Source organism: Peribacillus sp. TE19612, from assembly GCF_056279465.1.
Genome location: NZ_JBWCCL010000013.1, coordinates 148,775 through 168,392, shown reverse-complemented (window position 1 = coordinate 168,392; position 19,618 = coordinate 148,775). Strand labels below are relative to the sequence as shown.

Sequence of the window (19,618 nt, the reverse complement as noted above, 5' to 3'; positions counted from 1 at the left end):
TGAATCATTTGATACGAAACTTCAAATATTTTCTGAAGATCCATATAGCTGTGCTTTCCTTCAAGGTAAAGTCGTACAATGAATATTTTCTGTTCAGCAGAAAAATTAGCCATAAAAAACACCCCGTAAATGTTAGTTTGGTGTCTAACATTTACGGGGCAGTTCAAGTTTGCCTACAGTTTTTTTTATTAAAAAACGTCTCTGATGGTTTAAAATCCCATACGGAAAACCATAACCAAGTCTTGTTTTCATAATTTCAATTTACGATGGCGTCACCGTCTTTTATAGCACTGACCGCTATAACCTCATAAAGATCGGAAACCTCACTGCTTTCATTCGTGAAGGCTTGGATCTATTCTTTAATTTAAAGACAAATAAAAACGTAAGCACACCGGACCATGTTGACGTATTGACATTAACCAATATACCAAAAACTGCAACTTATTATGGGTAATTCACCATAAATACCCAACAACCAAGTATCTCGACATACAAAAAGCTGCCATAAAGGCAGCTCCAGACTGAAAGAAAAGCAAGTTTGCCTTCAGGTTCTTTATTTATTAAACATTCCTGTGGATAACAGTAAAAAACACTAAAGATAATCTAGTCCTATTTTAAAATCATGGTTCCGGGTGAGACCTCCATAATCTGATGTTGATAGCAGGGATTAAAACATCACATTTCTTTAACTTCACATTCATTCCGTAATTTCTTCAGCAATTGGAATATCTGACCTCGATGATGTGATTCATGTTCAATCAAATGGTAAACGACCCATTCAGGTGTGACATCATATTTTTCAAGTACCCTCGGTTTACGCCAATCCGTCAGGTCCATTGTGCGAAAGTTTGAAAGAAATACCTCACGCACCTTATTGAGTCGGTAGAAATGTTCGTCTAATGTTTGTCCTTCAATATGATTTAGGGAGCCATCTTCAGCACGGCACCCTACTGGAAACAACGCGGATACTTCCGAATCCCATTCCGTAACAAGGACCTCTTCGAATAACCAATCTGCCTCTATCAGCGCTATGTGATATAACATCGAGCCTATCGTTTGCCTTTCATCGATTTTTGAATCGAGTATATTTTGGCTGATTCCAGTCAATTCCGATATAAGCGTACGGCGAACATCTTCTAAACACCATAGCCACCGCCCAATTTCCTCTTCATATCCCGGTAATGCTGATACAAGCAATGCTTTTCTCTCCAACAAGATCCTCCTCCTCTTCATGAACGTACATTCTATTTAAAAGTGCTGTTTCCTTCTTTTAATGGAAAAATACCCTTTATGGCCGGACAAAAAGAGCAATCTTTTCGATTGCTCCTTTTGTATTTTTTCGTTTATGTTATCGATATCGCAGATCGAAATTAGCTCCCTAAAAAAAGATTGGCTCTCATCTCCTCTGATATACGCCTGCCCTGTAGATAATCCTGTTCCCGTTCTTGTTCAACCATCATGCGTTGCTCCAGTTTTTGAGCATATTGTGCATAGCCGATTCCATGAGCCTGAAACATCGCTTTTTCCATTGCCGACGTGTACGTTAGTTCGAGAAAATTAATGAAGAATCAATCCTTCCCATAGTGAATTTCGTACTCATCTTATCATTGAAAGGGATAACTCACAAAGTTGCTATGGCTCCATATTCACTGATAATTCAGATTTTTTAACGACTGTTTCCATCTCCGTGTCCAAAAACGCCAAATCCCTCGGTCTTCCTCTAATTTCCTTTTTTCATTCACAAAAATAGCCTCATTTATTTTTAAGACCAATTAAAAATCCCATTAACAAACCTCTTGTTAATGGGACTGAATGTTTATTTATATGAACCGAAAATTTCCTTTGCCAATTTTCGCCCAGTAGGAGTCGCAGCCAGGCCGCCTTCTGCCGTTTCACGAAGTGCAACCGGCATGGTCAATCCTATTTTATACATGGCATCGATCACTTCGTCACATGGAATGCGGCTCGTAATGCCCGCAAGTGCCATGTCAGCTGCCGTTATTGCGTTGGATGCACCCATTGCGTTACGTTTCACGCAAGGAACTTCAACCAATCCAGCCACTGGGTCACAAACCAATCCAAGCATGTTCTTCAAAGTGATCGCCATCGCTTCTGCCGCTTGGCTTGGTGTACCGCCGGCAAGTTCCACTATCGCAGCTGCGGCCATTCCACTTGCCGAGCCCACTTCTGCTTGGCAGCCGCCAGCCGCTCCAGAAATGGAAGCATTGTTTGCAACCACGAATCCGAAGGCTGCGGAAGTGAAAAGAAATTCAATCATCTCTGCCCGGGTCGGGTTTAATTTTTCTTTCACGGCAAATAATGTACCGGGCACAACGCCCGCAGAACCTGCAGTCGGAGTGGCACAAATCATTCCCATTGCTGCGTTCACTTCGTTCGTCGCAACAGCTTTACTGACGGCATCCAATAATAAATTACCTGCCAGTGCCTTGCCCGACTTGATATAATTTTGCAAAAGAACGGCATCTCCGCCCGTTAGGCCTGTCACGGATTGCACACCTTTCAGACCTCTTTCCACCGCTTGTTCCATCACTGTCAAATTCCTGTCCATCTTATCGATGATCTGTTCTCTCGACAGGCCTGAGAACTCCATTTCTTGTAAAATCATGATTTCCGCGATTTTTACCTGTTTACTTTCAGCAAGTTCAACCAACTCTGCTACATTTCGGAACATGTTTTTACCTCCATATCTATGCCAGCACTTTTAATGATGATCATTCAACCATCCTTATGACTTGCGACACGTTTTCCAATCCTTCAATTTCCTTCATGACATCGCTCTGGATTTTCTGATCGACTTCAATCACCATGAGGGCCATTTGACCTTTTTCTTTTCGTGAAACTTCCATATGACCAATGTTAATTTCGTGATTCGCCAATACGGTCGAAACGGAAGATATGATTCCAAACACATCGTTATGCACGACTAAAATGGCTGGGTTTTCCCCTGACAATTTTAGCTTGAATGTATTCAGCTCCGTTATTTCTATCGTTCCGCCGCCAATGGAGATCCCAACCAGTTCCAATTCCTTATCTTCGTCGAACAGTCTGATCTTGACTGTATTAGGATGATCCATCACAGTATCCTCAATTGTAAAGGAAACGTCCATACCGGCTTCTTCCGCTATCGTTAAAGAGGCAGGGATTCGTTCATCATCCGTATCGAAATCCAAGATCCCGCCTACGACAGCAACATCCGTACCGTGCCCCCTGTATGTTTTTGCAAAAGAACCATATAAAGAAATAATCGCTTTCTTCGGTTGCTTTCCAAATAATGTCCGTGCTACTCTGCCAATTCTGGCAGCTCCTGCTGTATGTGAACTTGAAGGTCCAATCATGACGGGACCGATTATATCGAATGCAGATCTGTATTTCATCGTGTAATGCCCCATTTCTGGCAATAAATTTTTTAACCGTCTTTTAAAGTGAATGAAGATCAAAAAGCGGCATTATTACTATATTAAAATATTTTTATCATTCTTGCAATGAAAACCCTTTCATTGCATATCCCATATTAACATATATTACATAACATACCTACCAAAATTTTTTATTATTTAACTTAGAAGTAATATTTGATTTTTCAGTATTTTAAGATAATTAACCCATTCACTTACATGCCGCTTTCTTTTAAAATCATGTTCGGGGTGAGGCACTTTCTAATTACCTGTGTAATCAAACTAAAAAAAGCAGCCATCAGGCTGCTTCCCCTTCGATCTCCGATTTAACTCGCCTTTTTTTCATCTCTGGATTCAGCGGCACCCCAAATTTCGGATGCCCATTCCGGATGGTCGATGAATGGATTGCGGTTATTTTGCCAGTCCTGAATGACATCATTGCGATGGCTCTCGAAATCGTCGACTGGATCGAGTTCATTCCATTTTAAAAGTGTCGATAGCTTTCCATGAAGCGGCTTCGGATACGTATTGACTGTATCGGATAATTCAAGATCCAACTCGCCGTTTCCTTCATATCTGACGGCCATGTAAAATAGCATCCGTGCTATATCACCTTTAACATGGTCTGGCGGCTCCCATGAATCTGAATCAAACTTACATTCACATCCACTATATGTTTGACCTCCCTCGTCGAAATCAAGGTGGCCCCGCTTGCCATTGACTGTCACATCAGCGGGACGAAGGTGATGAAGGTCTGTCCCGGGACCTTTGCTTGTCCCAAAATCACCGTGGGACTTTGCCCAAACATGTTCGCGGTTCCATTGTCCGGCATTGCCCCCATTCGCGTTCTCCGAGATGGATTTTCCAGAGTAAAGCAAGATGACATTCTGTTTGTTCACCGGATCTTCATCCGTTTCTTTAAGGGCATTCCACACTTGATCATAAGATAACATCGTATGGCCCTTAATTATCGAGTGCAGAACCGATTTCAGTTCCGTTCCCGTTTTTCCTGCCGCCGTTTCGTAATAAGCTTCAAGCGGCTTATCATTCGATACGGTCAACGTGAAACGGGCAACCGCTTCCGATTGCTGGTCCTCGGCCTTGACTGCGACAAGGTATGTTCCAGCTTCATTTGCAGGAAGCGTTAATGTCTGGCCAGTGACTGTACCGATAGTGGATAAAAAGGTCAGCTTATCTCCATCAGGATCTGAGAAGTGCTCACTCAAATCGATGGTGACCTTTGAACCGGCTTTCACTTCAAGATTTTCCAGTTTTTTCGTTACGACGGGCGCATGGTTTTCTTTAGGGTCGAAAGGGGAAGCAATTGCTTCCCCCTTGGAATCGACAAACTTGATATTCGATGTGTCAACACCTTCTGTCACCGACCATTTCTGAACATTTTCAGCGCCTCTGATTTCTTTTACATTGGCATTATCAATGATGACTTCCTTCACCGCCATGCCGCTAAAATCAATGATTGCACCATCCTTATCCGGTTTTATCGTCACAGCAGCATTCTTCAGCCCGAGGCCTTTGAGTACAGCATATGAGCCTTTTAACCAGATACCTTCTTCGATGCTGGATGCTTCATCAAGATCGATCAAAGCACTAGGTGAAGCAATCGTAAGTTTTTTCGTTTTAACGTTTGTCAGATTATATGTTTTTTCTGGAGCAGGAGTTTCAACTCCGCCTGATTCAGATAAAGTGGTTGAAATCAATACAGGGTCATGATCGCTAGCCCTTCCGTGAACTTCCATGAAGGATGAATTAATATGGACAATATCGACTTTTGTGGCCGCGGCCATATTATTCGATACCAGGATATGGTCCAGTACTTGTGAATTGCCTTGATAGGTGTAAGAATAACGTTTCTCAAAAGGGACTTTCTCAATCATATTGGTTAAATCTTTGCCCTTCAATGTTTTAAGCGGAGCCGAGAATTCAAAGTCATTAAAGTCTCCAAGCAAGACGATATTCGCTTTGGCATCCTGTGACTTGATATCACTGACAAACCGATTGACGATGGAGGCAATTTGAAGCCTTTGCGTTTCACTTGAAAGGACAGGTGGCTGGTTTTTGCCGAATAACGGCTGGTCACCGCCCTTGGAATTGAAATGATTGGCCACCACCACTACGCTTTCGCCTTTAAATTCGAATTGAGCCGCTAAAGGCTTCCTGCTTGAATTGAAGGCGGGATCGGCAGGCTCGATTCGTCCAGGGTTCAAGGTAAGTTTTCCATCTTTGAAAGCCACGGACTGTGTTGCTGTCCCTTTCGTTCCTTCAGTCAATTTGACACGGTCGGCATTATATAAAAAGCCTACACGGATATTCCCGCCAGGTGCACCGCCATCAAGTTTATTTCCTGGAGCGATATCGATGTATTGATATTGCGGTCCGCCCAGCTCTTTTATTTTGTCGGTTAACTTCTTGGCACTTTGAGCAGAATCCGTTGTCCCGCTATCTGTTTCCCCATCGTTATCCTGCATTTCCGTTACCCCGATGATATCGGGTTGTTTAAGATTGGTAATGATGGATGTTGCGATCGTTTCAACTTTCGAATTAGCGGTTTGAGTGGAGAAATTCTCTATATTATAGGAAGCGATCGATAGCTCATCAGCATCCTTCTCTAAAGATGTCACTTCCCGAGCCGTACCGCCATCCTTTAACGCCGGCAGCTGAGCTTTATCCGTCACTACCCTATAGTTGCTGTATCCATAGCTGATTACACCGGTAACCGAGCTTTCAAAGAAATCACCCGATTTCGCTGCAAATGATTCATCATTTATATCCAGGGTAATTCTTTCAGGGTTGAAATCCGTTTCCGTTATTTTGACGCCGCCAACTGCAGTCGTCGTTTCCATATTCCCTGGAATCACGACCAATTCACCATAGTCTTGAGGAGCAACCACTTTCGGGTTATATACTTGCACAAGCATTCCTTCCAGACTCTCGTAGAAATCAATGCCGTCTTCACCCGGATTAAAATCTGTCAATCTATCATCATCGATGTTCTCAGACGGCGGAATGACATCTTTTCCGATGACGATCGGTTCTGGCATCGATGCAGTGCCAAGCTTTTCAATCGTCGTATTGGTCAATTCAGTTGTCGGCAGATCCGTCGTTTTCATTTCAGCGTATCCTTCGATATACCATTCGGCGACTTTACCTGCCACTTTGACATGATCACCCGCTTTTAGGCCATGCGCTTTGTTGTACACAAGTATTCCCTCGGAAGTCGTTAAGTCCTTATCCGGGTTGGGATCTTGCATGTAAAAGTTATTCGCATCTTTTACATAAGTGACGACACCTTCCACACCTGAGACGAGTTGGGTTTCATAAGATGAAAAATGATTCATCCCCTGAATGTCACGAATCTTCACTTCAGTGGTTTTGTTAACGGTATAGGCAAATGTGAAAACTTCCGATGTCCTGTCGTTGACAGCAATTGCCTTGATGACCGTATCTTTCGTTAAAATGATGGGTTCTGTGTACACAGCACTCGAAGACGTTGGTGCGGATCCATCCAGCGTATAATGGATTTTCGCTTCTTCCCAACCAGATTCAAGTGATATCTTTGTATTTTCACTAACCGTACCAGGGAAAATATCCGTGTAAACGGCTGGTTTGTTCACCAGTTCATAATCTTCAATACCACGGGGCTTCAACTGGTACGTGTCATTGAACCTCGATCCGATTCCGGTTACGGAAATGACATCCCCTGCTTTAAAGCTTTTCACGAAATCTTCATAGCTCGAACCGGTCCGGTTATCATGGCGAACGATGACGGATTTCCCTTCAGAATCTTCCGCTTTGAATTCGAAAGTTCCGTATGTGCCCGATGCCGCCAATTCTGTAATGGTCGCCTTATCGATGGTGACCAGCTCACCTTGTGTATCCTCATTGATCCCTGAAGCATCAATCGTTTGGATTTCAGGAAGTTCATTATCAGAAGATACGACTTCAAGGGAAGTTGGTTGGATTTGTAATTCCTTATTATAAGCGGATACTTGTCCGATTAATCTAACCTTATCCCCTTGCTTTACTTCCACAGGCCACGAAGAACCATAAACATATAGCCCTGCCGTTTCATCTTGGATATAAAAACCTTTTCCTCCCCAATAACCAAGTCCCGTCGTGACCACCCCATCGACCTGCACGACATCTTCCGTATTCGTGCGCGCCTCGGCAATGGAATCCAGAACCTTCACATCAGGCTGTTCAGGTGTTGTTCCCCCATCAGTGATGATCGTGAAATCCGTTGCGGATTTCAGGCCGGGTACTGAAAAGTACTTTTCCAGCTTCCCCGTAATCGTCACCTGCGCTTTAAGTAATTCCGGATGTTCGACCAAATTCAAGGCCGTTCGGATACTTCCGGCTGGAAGCTGAACAGGCATGATTTTCTTAACATCCGTTTCATCCGGACTATCGGCAATGCCTATGTTCGTACTTTCAGTAAAAGGCGATGTTTGTTGATAGCTTGTACCGCTTTTAGCTGTACCGACGATATATCCCTTCACCGTCGCCGTTCCGCTATTATTATTAATCGCTTCCATGACCGATATTGTCGCTTCGGCATTTGCTGCGGCTGCATTTGGCAGAACCGTTGACAGTACGATCAGTATGGCAAAGAAAAGCTTGCTTATCCCGTTCTTCTTCAAGATCTCAACCCCTCCAACTTTTTTCCATAGGCTCAGCAATCAATTGAAAACCGTTTAAAGAATGGTTTCGCCATTCACCGTGACACCGCTTAGGCTTACGGTCTTACCGTTAAGTCCCGATAAATCCAAATCACCCTCTACTGTAACCTCTGAAAAAGTAAAATCATCCGGAGGAGTTCCCGTTAATGTAAGATTCCCTTTAACCACTGCATGTTCCAATGAAGCAATATCCGTGATATCCACAACTACATTGCCTTCATGTGTTTTTGGCGCATCAGCCGTTCCGCCAAAGTCTTTAGCCAATACCACAGTCGGGTCTGTATCATTTCCGGCCACATCCTTGATGCGTCCTTCGATGCTTGGATCGATAGTTTTCAGCCCGCTTACATAATCACGTAAATTCTCCCAATCAGCGAGGCCTATATCCGTCACTCTTCCTTCTTCATAAGCCTTCTTGAAAACGGTGAATCCATCTCCGCCCTTGGCTGTAAAAGCATTGGTCGCCACAGTATATTCCTTCGCTGGATCCAATTCGGAATAGGTTCCATCTTGTCCAAGGACTTCTGCCTTTGTCACACGATTGCCTGCTTCCTTCGAACTGTCGTAGGTGAATTTCATTCCGGAAACATGCAGGAAGCCGCCATTTTCCTTAGGGGCGAGGCTTACACTATGCTCTAATGCTTCATTGATTTCTGCACCCGTAAGCTTCATCGTCGCTAACGTATTCCCAAACGGTAAAACGGTGAGGATTTCCCCTAAAGTGATCTCACCTTGATCGATGCCAGCGCGGATTCCCCCGCCATTTTGGAATGCGATTTCCGTATCCTTATTGAATTCCTTTGCTTTACTAAGCATTCCGTCCGTAATTAAATTACCCAGTTCCGTTTCATTTTTGCGGACGCTCGGTTTCGTTTCATCACCTGAATCACGAGGGGTTTCCAAGGCCTTTACAGCTGTTGCACCCGTCTTCGTTTCCTTCAGCTCCTTAATCTTCGAGGAGTATGTTTCAAGCACTTTTGCCGCTTCAGCATCATCCTGTTTTTCAGAAAGCTTAATCAGCTGACCGGCTTGTCCGACAATCTTGCCTTTCTTATCGAATTCCACATCGATCGTGCCTAAAAAGTCGCTATACTGATACCCTTGAACGATGACTGTCGGATCTTTCGTTTTCCCCTTATCATCCTTATCAATAACAACGGGGGCGTTTAACTGCGTATGGCTATGTCCGCCAACGATCACGTCGATGCCCTTGACCTTGGCAGCTAATGTTAAATCATTGTCATAGGCCGCATTATCATCGTAACCAATATGGGATACGGCAACGATTTTATTGACACCCATGCCTTTGAACGCCTTGACCGCTTTTTCGGCTTCTTCAAGATAGTTTTCGAATACTATACTTCCAGGGCTTGAAATATCTTTCGTTTCTTCAGTCGTAAGCCCGAAGAAACCTACCTTCTGGCCATCCACTTGTTTTACGATGCCATTGTATATTTTCCCTTGCTCTGGCTTACTTGAAATCAAGTCCGAGAAAAGTCCCTTAAATTTATCATCTTTGGAGAAGTCCACATTCGAACTGACAAATGGGAACTGTGCCCCTTCAACGAAGTCAGCCAAAGCTTGATGCCCTTCGGCGCTTGAACCCAAGTCAAACTCATGATTCCCGAATGTCATGACGTCATATTTCATTAAGTTCATGAAGCGAAGATCCGCTTGCCCTTTGAATTCATTAAAATAGAGGGTACCCGAGAATACGTCACCTGCATCCACCAAAAGAGCTTGCGGTTTACTCTTACGCACTTCCTTAACAGCTGTCACCCTTTTGGCCACATTGTCCAAGTGGGCATGCGTGTCATTCGTATGCATCAAGGAAAGCGTGATTGCCTGCGCTGGATTTTTCAAAGCTTCTTTAGCAGCTGCTACTTTCTTATCCGCCAATGCTATTTTCGTTTCGAATTCCTTTCGGTCCGACTCCTTGATCCCATTTAAATGGATGTCGGCTCTGGCCTTTTTAGCCGCTTTTATCTGTTCTTTCGTTTTAAGTTCCCCATTGGCAAGGGCTACATAGGCATTGACCTGCTTTGCCACTTCTTTTTTCTTTTCTGCATATACCGCATCATCATACTTACCTTTCACTTCTTTAACATAGGCGTGTATGGCTTTTCCGAGCTTGGATGTTTTGCTGACCTTCTTCAATTGCGAAGAAACGGTTTGCATCCGTTTGTCCGCGGTCTTTAAATCACCTTTCTTCACCCAGTAAGCAGCTTTTTCATAGTAGTATGGAACTTTCAGGTCACCGTTCAAAGCTGTTTTGGTCGCTTTAGTGAATTTATCGTATAGGAGCTTTTCGATTTTCGCACCGTAAACCGTATCTTTAATATCTTTATCTGCCTTTTTCACGGCTTTATCCAATGCCTCGTATTGATTCCTGATATCAATGGATTTCTTGGCAAGTATTGAATTCGTAAGGTTGCCAATCGATTTGCCATGTGCAGCTTTTGCTTTCTCAGCCGCTTTATATCCTTTTACATAACCTTCTGAACGAGTGATGTACTTATCATAAGCTTCAATTTCTTTGTATTTGGCATCTTTTTCTTTTTTGCTTAACATTGATTTTTTAATGGTAGAGTTGATGTCTTTTTTTGCTTGTTTTGCAGACTTGATTTGTTTTTCAACAGTGGACACTGAAGCGAGTTTAGAAGTGTAGAAATAGGTATCGAATGGTTTTTTGATGGCGGCCTTGGCCGTTTTGATTTTACTATTAAGGCTAGTCGCAGCATCCGATGGTGCCGGTGCTACTGCTACGATCGTTGTCGCAGCCATTATGGTAGCTGATGCAATTTTTACGATTTTCTTTTTCCCCATTATCGTAATCCCCCCATTAGTTCTATACTGGCATAACATTCTGATAACTTATACATATAAATGACACACTTTTCCCAAAAAATGAATTCCGACAAATTTACTTACCCATACACAAATCCACCCTACTTTTTTCCTCTAAAGATCCGTGTATCTCCTATATTACAACAAAATAATCCAATTTTAAAACAAATTTACAATACTACATCGAATATTAACAGAATATTATCATTATAATCACCCTAAAATACCTAGTAACAGATAGATGATATATCAATAAAATGATTTAATGGTAAAATAGAATTACACCACTCCATAACCACCCTTGGTCTTTATACCTAAATCAAACAAAAGAGAAAGTTAACTCTCTCTCAGAAACTGCAGTTTTTATTTATAACTTCCAGCTGATTCCAGCAATCCGCTCCCTTTCCGCCGACTGGCTGCCAAGCCTCCTCGACTCAAGCGTCTGTGGGGTCTCGGCTAGCCAGTTATTCGGCAGGAGTGTCGCAAATTTATTCCATCCAATGAGGGTTATAGGAAATTGACGTATTGCGAGAATCAAGAGACGCCTTGCTGCAGTATGGACGTATCCTCCAAGGGTTTCTTACAGAGGATAAGTAGGTACATTTCTAAATTAGTAGGGGAAGGTTAAATATAGTATATAGACATTGTGAATATTGTACTTCAAGTAATGGAGACTAAATAAAAAAAGCCGATTCTGTAAGAAAACCAGAAAATCGGCTTGAAGCAGTATCCCCAACAGGCAGACCATACCAACAGTCAATCCATAGGGGATATTCACTTTGCTAAGATATATTAACAGAACTACATTAATCCATTTTTTAAGTTGGATAATATAAGATCATGCTTAATCGAGTTAATGTATCCCCTGAATTATGGTAGGCATGCGTTCTGTCAGCCTTGAACCTGATAGAATCACCATTCCTTATTGTAAATTCTTCGTTATTTACACGTACAGTCACTTCCCCTTCAAAAACAGTTATGTACTCTTCCGTCCCTTCCCTATGCGAATCGGAACTTAGGAATCCACCTTTTTCTATCTCGACTGAATATACTTCAAAGCGCTTCTCATCCTCAAAGGGAAAGTGGGGATAAACTCGATATTTGCCGTTATCTTCAGATAATGATTGAATTTCACTTTTTAAAACAATTTTTGTATCCGGCTGCGGACTATTTATCAATGAAGAAAATGAAATCTTTAACCCATTGGCTATTTTCCAAATTGTCGTAATCGTAGGGCTCGATCCTCCCCTTTCTATTTGTCCGATCATCGTTTTGCTTACCCCAGTCAATTCTGCAACCTTTTCAAGACTTAATTTCTTACTTTCCCTGATGGCTTTTAAATTGTTAGCAATAATAAAATTTATTTCTTCCATAAAAATGCTCCTTATTTACAATATAACGTCGGCATTGTACAATAAAAAGGAAATCGTTATAATGTCAATTTTGGTCATTATAGCATACAAAGGGGAGTCAACCATGCCATTACTATCTTTTTTGCTATTTGTTTTTGTTACAAGTTTCACTCCGGGTCCAAATAACATCATGGCCATGTTATTTGCGAACAAGTACGGGTTAAAAAAGACGATTAAATTTTGTTTCGGAGTAGGTGCCGGTTTTTTTGTAATCATGCTATTGTGCAGTTATTTTAATGTTTTGCTTGAAAATTTCATACCAAAGATTGAATTTATCATGACGATCCTTGGGGCAATTTACATGCTGTATCTGGCCATAAAAATCATTTCCAGTTCAACTAAAGCGAAGGACGATAATGATGACAAGAACAATAGTTTTATAGCAGGCATGCTTTTACAATTCATAAATCCAAAAGGAATCTTATATGGCATCACGGCAATATCGACCTTCATCCTACCTTATCACTCTTCAAATTTCAGCTTACTATTCTTTTCATTATTTCTTGCTTTCGTTGGTTTTATGAGTACGTTCTGCTGGAGTATGTTCGGTTCTGTTTTTCAAACGTTTTTATCAAAGTATAGAAGACAGTTTAATGTAATCATGGCTTTGTTATTAGTGTATAGTGCCATTTCGATTCTTGCACACTAAAAAAAGGTAAAGGGCACAAACCTTCATTAAGAAGGATTGCTAGTTGTAAATTTCGAACGTTCATTTCCACTCCAGGCTCTCGCTTTCCGCGGGCGATCCAGGAGCATCCGCGGCGCCTATGCGCCTGTGGGAACCCCTTTGGACGCGCCTTTCCCGCAGGAGTCTCGTAACTCCGCTCCAATCAACTTTGTTTTAATATTTAGATTGAACCCCCTCAAACCAAGTCCTGCATTAAATGGTTAAGTTCCCTTCGAATATTGTGATGGCATGTCCGGAAAGGTTAACTGTGTCTTCCGTTACTTCAACCTTCAATTGACCTCCTCTTTCCGATGCCTGATGGGCTATAAAAATACTTTTGTCCAGCTTTCTTTTCCAATATGGTCCCAGACAGCAATGGGCCGAGCCCGTTACTTGATCTTCGTCAAGGCCTTGGGCAGGGGAGAAGAAACGTGAAACGAAATCATATTCACTGCTATCCGATTGACTCGTTACAATGACGCCCCGAACCGGCAATTGGGCAATGGAGTCTATATCCGGCTTTAAATTCCTTACGATTTCCTCTGATTGAACTTCGACTAGAAGATCCCATTTGTTTTGCCCAACATACGCAGGCACAACTCCTAAAGCTTTTATCAGTAAATCAGGGGCAGTGGTCTCCTTCTCCCTTAATGACGGAAATTCCAACTGAACCATCCCATCAACGAATTTTGCAGTGAGAAGCCCGAATTTCGTCTGATAGGCAATCGGCTGATCCCTTGGCACGTATCCTTTATCCCATAAAAAGAAAGAGCTTGCCAGCGTCCCATGTCCACAAATCGGGATTTCAATGGAGGGTGTGAACCATCGCAGTTTCCATTCACCATTATGAGGTTGAATAAAAGCGGTAACAGGCATATTAATCTCTTTAGCTATTCTCTGCATCCACTCGCTGTCACTTTCCCCGGTAAGAAGGCAGACTGCAGCAGGGTTTCCTTTAAAAGGTTGATCTGTAAACGTATTTATGATGGTTAATTCCATTAAATGTGCCTCCGGTAAGTAATATTCTAGTCTCCTAATTCCACAAAGAGAAACCCTTTTCCTTTTTTAAATGACCATTCCCTTGTTTTTAAAGAGTCCTCTTTATATCATTAAATGAAAAATTGCCCTCGATTAAGTCCCTTTATCGACTCAAATTCCAAACGATTTTTAACGTTGTCATAAAAAACCGGTAATTCTTGTAGTGCATTTCGAAATCACTAAAATAGACAGCTTTATAAAAAAGCTGCCCATCACTATATTAATTATGTGATCAACCTTGCTGTAACAAAACACCCTACAGTTTCCGTACAATGAATGTATCCCCAAGCAGTTCCCAATTCTGGGGGAACGGATAACCAAGTACCCAATAACTGAGACCTCTTGACCTGTAAATCTTCACCAGATCGAATTTGGCTTTAGCACTGCGTGCGTCCTCAAACCAAACTTCATGTGTGTGTCCCTGATTATCTTTGTACCTGTAATAAGGTGATTGGGCTGTCTCGTCATATTTTATTTCTGCATTATATTGGACGGCGCGTCTGATGGCTTCCTGCATGTCGAAAGTCTCTGCTTCCTGCCCCTCTTCATGAGGAATAAGCCAGTCCCGTGCATAAATTTGAAATCCTATGAAGATTTTATTTGTTGGTATCACCGTTACGGCATAGTCAAGGACACGTTTTATTTCATTAATGGGGGAGATTGCCTGCGGCGGCCCCTTTCGGTAACCCCATTCATATGTCATCAGCACCACGAAGTCGAGCAGCCGTCCGTGAACTGGATAATCATGTGCCTCAACTAATGGTCCCTTTTGATTGGCGCTAGTTTTTGGGGCAAGGGAGGATGACACAAAGTAGCCTTCAGGATGCAACCGATCCACTGCTCTTTGGAGAAAGCGATTATAGAAATCACGGTCCTCTGGTGCTACACTTTCAAAATCGATATTCAATCCACGGTACCCTTTATCTTTCATCGTTTTTATGACGTTGGTTAATAATGTTTCCACTAAATTTAAATCAGAAAGTATCGTATGGGCAAGCTGAGTTCCCGCTTCCGTCGCGGAAAAATTCGTTATGCACATCATGGGTATGACGCCAGTCGACTGTGCCGCCCGTATCGTCGGGATGTCATCAATGACTTCTAAGCTGCCATCTTGCCTCATTCTATAACCAAATGGACTTACGTAGGTCAGATCGTAGGCTACTTCACGTACTTGCTCCGCACCGGCTTGCCCGTAAACGTTTGTAAAACCATTTACTTCAATGATGGGTTTTGGTTTCTGGGGAATCCTTATTATCCGTCCGATATGGATATTGGACGGATCTGTAATCCTATTCATCTGCATAATGGCCTGAATTGTCGTTCCATAACGTCTTGCTATATCATAAAGAGTATCTCGTTCCCTTACGGTATGATAAATAACCGGGATGGTTAGTCTCTGTCCTGGATAGATAGCGGAAGGATTTGTGATGCGATTCGATTGCATGATTTCCTGTACCGTAATTCCAAACTGATTTGCGATATTATTTAGAGTATCCCCTTGCTGAACCCTGTACTGAAAATAAGGTTCAGGAATCAAAAGAGCTAGGCCAATCACCAGCTTATCTGGATTTTCAAGTCCATTGATCCGAACAATCCGGTTGATACTGACACCATATTGCTGGGAAATTCCCCACAAAGAATCCCCCCTATTCACCACATGGATTTTCACATGCACAGCCCCGCTTTCCTTCAAAATATTCCTTTCATTTTATTCCCTGGATAGCCCTAATATGTTTTTTTGCGTTCAACACTCATTAAATGAATGTGTTCATAAGCCTGTGAAGGATATAGGGGAAAAAATAATAATGGCAGCTATCAATTCCAGGGAATGTATCGAGGGCTTGTCCATGTATTTTAAAAGAAACTACAGGCATGATAATACGATTTTTAGAGGGGATTTTGAAGCCGAAGTAATCCAGAAGAGAACTATTATTTAGAAGGAAAGGATTCATTTGAATTAACACTTCAAGATATACACCCGCTTCCCCTGCCTTATTTTTGACTCATAAGCAACAAAAATAAAGGGTGTGTACCTCTCTATTAAATATCATTTCAAACACTTCACAAAGAGTGTAAAACGCCTTAAATAACCCGTTTTCAAGTTCGGTTACCTCGGTCTAAAACTGGATTGGTATGGTATAATTATTAGAAGGGTTATTGTGCTTTTAGGAGGTGAAAGAATGACGATCAGCAGCATCATATTGGTGGTGGCGGCAGTCTTTATCGGCGCCTTGATGCGGACGATGTTCGGGTTCGGTGAAGCGATTGTCAGCATGCCTTTGCTTGCCTTACTTCACATTCCGCTTAATACTTCGGTTTCCTTAATTGGATTGGCCGGTCTTACCGTCGCTTCACTAACCGTCGTTAGCGGATGGCGGCATATCGAACGCTCGGTATTAATCAGGCTGGCGGCTTCAACGGTGATCGGCATACCAGCTGGCCTGGCTTTGCTCCATTACGCACCTTCTATGATCATTACTTCTGCACTGGGTGTTTTTTTGATTGCATATGGGGGTTATTCTCTTCTAAAGCAAAGACTTTTTCAGGCTGTGGATAAACCATTACTTAACTCGAAGGGCTGGGTATGGCCGTTCGGTTTTGCGTCGGGAGCCCTTGGCAGCGCCTATAACTTTAACGGAGTACCGGTCGTCGTCTATGGAACTTTGCGAAGGTGGAATCCAGATCGATTCCGCGGAACATTGCAAGCCCATTTCCTGATATCCGGAATTCTGGTCGTGACAGGTCATGCGCTAGGCGGACTTTGGACAACCGATTCACTTATTCTTTACACTTATTCCATTCCAGCTATATTACTTGCGACAGGTCTCGGAATGTTCATGAATAAGCGAATTCCCGCGAAGAAATTCGAAAGTTATTTATTCTTTATCATCATTGCGCTAGGTGTACTATTATTGATTCCCCATGACTGATAACCAATAAAAGCCTGATTTCTAAACAAAGAAATCAGGCTTTAGTCTGAAGACAATTTACAACAATAATAGAATCATAGTCGAACCATCAACCGCGGATATCCCGTTTGTTATATCCTATAAAGCCTGCAGCCAGTAATAAGATAGCTATGATTATAAGCATGGATACTTTCATGAAGTCCATATCTTCAACAGGAAGTTTCGGAATATGGCCAAATGGTGTTAGTTTCCCCATCCATTCCGGAAATTGAAGCATTCCCCCTAAATAAACGACTAAGATTGAGTATGTCAAGTAAAGCCAAGTCAAGCCGGATAATTTTGGTGCAAAGCCAATAATCAGCACGGCGATACCAATCATGATCCACATCGCAGGCAGGTAGACCATCGCTGCACTAAATATAGTGCCGAAAGCAACCCCTTCATCCATCACTGAATTCCCGACTGCCCAAAGACCGATGTCAGCATGCGCAATCATGAGAAAACCTCCAATAACGGAGATGATAAGATAGCTGCCCATAAGCCTTGTACGGGATACAGCGCGGCTCAGTAAATGTTCAGTATGGTTCTTTTTTTCTTCCCCTTTAAGTTTTAACATCGCCATTAAAGGCGGGATGGTGCATATCATGGCGATGACTGACATCAACATTGTCAAGAATTGTTCTGTCAGTGAATAGCCTTCAACTGGCGTCAATAGTTCGGCCATCATTTCATTTTTTGTAAAAAAGGATTCCAAATCACCTAAAACGGAACCGTAAGATGCTCCCAAAATGAACATCCCGGCTGCCCAGGCGATCAATCCTGTACGCTGAAGCCTTAGCGCGAGACCAAGCGGACTTTTTAAAAACGATGAAGCATATTTCCGGCCGGGCTTAGCCGGAATGAATCCAGCTTCCAAATCACGGATGGCATTCAAATATAGAGATAAGGCAACCAAAATGATTGCCGCACCGATCGTAAGGATGATTGGCCACCAATAATTATTCACATATACTTCTGAACTTAAAACCCAACCCAATGGTGAAAACCAGGAAAGTGTTTCATTGCTGACATCCCCTATCGCCCTAATAAGATAGGAGAGAAGCAATACAGTGATGGAGTAACCAATCGTACCTCGAGCACTCTCGGTAAGCTGGGCAAATAATGCCGTTATTGCCGAGAAGAAAATACCGGTTGCCCCTAAAGCAGCTCCATACATAAGGGAACCTTCCAAATCCATGCTTTCTATTCCCAGAGCATACAACCCGAAACCCATTATTATCGCGATCAACGCATTTGTTCCAAACGATACCGAAATGGTTGCATATAAATTAGCCAATCGTCCAGCCGGCAAAGAACGGATCATTTCGATACGTCCGTCCTCTTCATCTGCGCGTGTATGGCGTGTAACAAGTAAAATACTCATTATCCCCACGGCCATAGCGGTTAACAGTAACATTTGATGCGCCATCATCGCTCCGTTTGTATAGTCATCCAGGCCGTAACCTTTCCCCACCATCGCTGTCATTGCAGGGTTCTTCATCGTTTCTGCAATGGTTTGCCTTTCTAGCCCAGTCGGGTACAGATCGGTGAATGCCATCGCAACCATAAAGGAAAGGACGGATAAGGAAATTATCCAAACAAGGATCCGGACCCGATCTTGCCTTACGATGAATCGGGAAAGTCTTCCTGTATTATGATAGGACTGGTTCGCCATTATAACGCACCTCCCGCCCCAGAAGCTGAAGTCTTCCTTACACCTTCATAATGGCTCATGAATAAATCTTCCAATGTAGGCGGCGCGCTTTCCAATTTCACAATTCCAAACTGGCTTATATACTTCATGACATTATCCAACTCATCTGTATCCACTTGGAATGAAAGTGCCTGGTCTTTCATCACGATATCCCGAACACCGTTTACATTCCCTAAAGCAGGAATAGGCTGCTTCGTTTCGACAAGCAAGCTCGTTCTCGTTAAATGTCGTAACTCATCCAATGTTCCCGTTTCAATTATTTGCCCTTGCCGAATGATTCCCACTTTATCGCATAACCTTTCCACTTCAGAAAGAATGTGACTGGAAAGCAATATGCTTTTTCCTTCATTTTTCGCGTTCATCACACATTCCTGGAAAACCCTTTCCATCAATGGATCTAGACCTGATGTTGGTTCATCCAATATATAAAGGTCGGCATCAGATGAGAAAGCAGCAATCAAAGCAACCTTTTGCCTGTTTCCCTTTGAATAGGTTCCACATTTCTTGGAAGGATCCAAATCGAATTTTTTTATTAGTTCTTCGCGTCTGCTTTTATTGTTCGCCCCGCGTAATTCAACAAATAGATCAATAACTTCCCCGCCTGTTAAGTTGGGCCATAGGTTCACATCTCCCGGTACATACGCGATTCGCTTGTGAATTTCAACCGCATCTTTCCATGCATCCTTGCCAAAAATCTTCGCTTCCCCATCCGTCGCTTTTAAAATCCCGAGCATCACACGGATCGTTGTTGATTTTCCAGCACCATTGGGACCGATGAACCCAAATACCTCCCCTTTATTCACTTCAATGTTCACACCATTTAAAGCAGTGAACTTTCCAAACTTTTTCGTTAAATCCGTTGTTTTCAATACTGACATT

The 19,618-nt window shown here is 42.5% G+C and carries 13 protein-coding genes; 2 read left to right on the top strand and 11 right to left on the bottom strand.

Annotated elements, in window-relative coordinates; all coding sequences use genetic code 11:
* Positions 1–675: 675 nt before the first annotated feature.
* From ACZ9AO_RS21445 to ACZ9AO_RS21415, 7 genes are all read right to left on the bottom strand, one after another.
* On the bottom strand, positions 676–1,215 hold the full coding sequence (locus ACZ9AO_RS21445; protein WP_251543867.1) for a DinB family protein: 540 nt from the start codon (positions 1,213–1,215) through the stop codon (positions 676–678).
* 155 nt (positions 1,216–1,370) lie between these two features.
* Positions 1,371–1,517 carry a YuzK family famiily protein gene (locus tag ACZ9AO_RS21440; protein WP_162489976.1) on the bottom strand — a complete coding sequence of 49 codons (147 nt, stop codon included), beginning with the start codon at positions 1,515–1,517 and terminating at the stop codon, positions 1,371–1,373.
* A gap of 299 nt (positions 1,518–1,816) precedes the next feature.
* Positions 1,817–2,692: an L-serine ammonia-lyase, iron-sulfur-dependent, subunit alpha gene (gene sdaAA / locus ACZ9AO_RS21435; protein WP_476110308.1), complete on the bottom strand. Its 876-nt coding sequence runs from the start codon at positions 2,690–2,692 to the stop codon at positions 1,817–1,819.
* Between the two features lie 40 nt (positions 2,693–2,732).
* The gene (sdaAB, locus tag ACZ9AO_RS21430) at positions 2,733–3,395 is read right to left on the bottom strand and encodes an L-serine ammonia-lyase, iron-sulfur-dependent subunit beta (protein ID WP_054399153.1); all 663 of its coding nucleotides are present in this window, start codon (positions 3,393–3,395) and stop codon (positions 2,733–2,735) included.
* Positions 3,396–3,742: 347 nt separating this feature from the next.
* Positions 3,743–8,074, bottom strand: a complete 4,332-nt coding sequence (locus ACZ9AO_RS21425) for an endonuclease (RefSeq protein ID WP_476110306.1) — start codon at positions 8,072–8,074, stop codon at positions 3,743–3,745.
* Between the two features lie 54 nt (positions 8,075–8,128).
* Entirely contained in the window at positions 8,129–10,939 is a 2,811-nt protein-coding gene (locus tag ACZ9AO_RS21420) for a bifunctional metallophosphatase/5'-nucleotidase (protein ID WP_476110304.1), read from the bottom strand.
* Positions 10,940–11,778: 839 nt separating this feature from the next.
* Positions 11,779–12,333, bottom strand: coding sequence for a helix-turn-helix domain-containing protein (locus ACZ9AO_RS21415; protein ID WP_476110301.1), 555 nt, complete (start codon positions 12,331–12,333; stop codon positions 11,779–11,781).
* A gap of 103 nt (positions 12,334–12,436) precedes the next feature.
* On the opposite strand from ACZ9AO_RS21415, the gene ACZ9AO_RS21410 reads away from it, so the two are divergent.
* Positions 12,437–13,021, top strand: a complete 585-nt coding sequence (locus ACZ9AO_RS21410) for a LysE family transporter (protein ID WP_476110299.1) — start codon at positions 12,437–12,439, stop codon at positions 13,019–13,021.
* Positions 13,022–13,252: 231 nt separating this feature from the next.
* On the opposite strand, the gene ACZ9AO_RS21405 is transcribed toward ACZ9AO_RS21410, so the two are convergent.
* The gene (locus ACZ9AO_RS21405; RefSeq protein WP_476110297.1) at positions 13,253–14,038 is read right to left on the bottom strand and encodes a PhzF family phenazine biosynthesis protein; all 786 of its coding nucleotides are present in this window, start codon (positions 14,036–14,038) and stop codon (positions 13,253–13,255) included.
* A gap of 295 nt (positions 14,039–14,333) precedes the next feature.
* Positions 14,334–15,746, bottom strand: a complete 1,413-nt coding sequence (locus ACZ9AO_RS21400) for a glycoside hydrolase family 18 protein (protein WP_476110295.1) — start codon at positions 15,744–15,746, stop codon at positions 14,334–14,336.
* A gap of 511 nt (positions 15,747–16,257) precedes the next feature.
* On the opposite strand from ACZ9AO_RS21400, the gene ACZ9AO_RS21395 reads away from it, so the two are divergent.
* Complete coding sequence (locus tag ACZ9AO_RS21395) at positions 16,258–17,007, top strand: sulfite exporter TauE/SafE family protein (RefSeq protein WP_476110293.1); 750 nt, start codon at positions 16,258–16,260, stop codon at positions 17,005–17,007.
* Positions 17,008–17,095: 88 nt separating this feature from the next.
* Here ACZ9AO_RS21395 and ACZ9AO_RS21390 read toward each other — a convergent pair whose 3' ends face one another.
* A complete protein-coding gene (locus ACZ9AO_RS21390) occupies positions 17,096–18,700 on the bottom strand; it encodes an ABC transporter permease (protein ID WP_476110291.1) in 1,605 nt (534 codons plus the stop codon).
* Complete coding sequence (locus ACZ9AO_RS21385) at positions 18,700–19,617, bottom strand: ABC transporter ATP-binding protein (protein ID WP_476110289.1); 918 nt, start codon at positions 19,615–19,617, stop codon at positions 18,700–18,702. Before ACZ9AO_RS21385 ends, ACZ9AO_RS21390 begins: the two co-directional genes overlap by 1 nt.
* Between the last annotated feature and the right edge of the window lies 1 nt (position 19,618).

What these genes read in the sequence shown, in the direction of transcription:
- ACZ9AO_RS21440 (WP_162489976.1), bottom strand. Translation starts at nt 1,517, where the DNA reads ATGTTTCAGGCTCATGGAATCGGCTATGCACAATATGCTCAAAAACTG.
- sdaAA (WP_476110308.1), bottom strand. Translation starts at nt 2,692, where the DNA reads ATGTTCCGAAATGTAGCAGAGTTGGTTGAACTTGCTGAAAGTAAACAG.
- sdaAB (WP_054399153.1), bottom strand. Translation starts at nt 3,395, where the DNA reads ATGAAATACAGATCTGCATTCGATATAATCGGTCCCGTCATGATTGGA.
- ACZ9AO_RS21420 (WP_476110304.1), bottom strand. Translation starts at nt 10,939, where the DNA reads ATGGGGAAAAAGAAAATCGTAAAAATTGCATCAGCTACCATAATGGCT.
- ACZ9AO_RS21415 (WP_476110301.1), bottom strand. Translation starts at nt 12,333, where the DNA reads ATGGAAGAAATAAATTTTATTATTGCTAACAATTTAAAAGCCATCAGG.
- ACZ9AO_RS21410 (WP_476110299.1), top strand. Translation starts at nt 12,437, where the DNA reads ATGCCATTACTATCTTTTTTGCTATTTGTTTTTGTTACAAGTTTCACT.
- ACZ9AO_RS21405 (WP_476110297.1), bottom strand. Translation starts at nt 14,038, where the DNA reads ATGGAATTAACCATCATAAATACGTTTACAGATCAACCTTTTAAAGGA.
- ACZ9AO_RS21395 (WP_476110293.1), top strand. Translation starts at nt 16,258, where the DNA reads ATGACGATCAGCAGCATCATATTGGTGGTGGCGGCAGTCTTTATCGGC.
- ACZ9AO_RS21390 (WP_476110291.1), bottom strand. Translation starts at nt 18,700, where the DNA reads ATGGCGAACCAGTCCTATCATAATACAGGAAGACTTTCCCGATTCATC.
- ACZ9AO_RS21385 (WP_476110289.1), bottom strand. Translation starts at nt 19,617, where the DNA reads ATGTCAGTATTGAAAACAACGGATTTAACGAAAAAGTTTGGAAAGTTC.